At 43.9% G+C, this 305-nt stretch carries 2 tRNA genes; both read left to right on the top strand.

From position 1 onward, the window contains the following. The first annotated feature begins 99 nt into the window (after positions 1 to 99). Positions 100 to 176 (top strand) — tRNA-Ile (locus K5S59_RS14940). Positions 177 to 186: 10 nt separating this feature from the next. Beyond that, positions 187 to 262 (top strand) — tRNA-Ala (locus K5S59_RS14935). Positions 263 to 305: the final 43 nt, after the last annotated feature.

Genomic DNA, 305 nt, shown 5'->3' with positions numbered 1-305 from the left:
TATAAGTTTCCGTGTTTCGTTTTCGTTTAGTTTTGAGAGTTCAATTAAGTATTGACTCTTAAATGAGGATATGATATAAATAAATCCTGCAATTTGTATGGGCCTATAGCTCAGCTGGTTAGAGCGCACGCCTGATAAGCGTGAGGTCGATGGTTCGAGTCCATTTAGGCCCACCATACAACTTTTGGGGCCTTAGCTCAGCTGGGAGAGCGCCTGCCTTGCACGCAGGAGGTCAGCGGTTCGATCCCGCTAGGCTCCACCAAAAAGCTATTTTAAATAGCAAATGGTATGTTCTTTGAAAACTA

The sequence above is a fragment of the Bacillus sp. BML-BC051 genome, assembly GCF_019656175.1.
In the GTDB taxonomy this organism is placed as follows: domain Bacteria; phylum Bacillota; class Bacilli; order Bacillales; family Bacillaceae_G; genus Bacillus_A; species Bacillus_A mobilis.
Note: the sequence above shows the minus strand (reverse complement) of the source record. Positions and strands in the feature narration are given on the sequence as shown.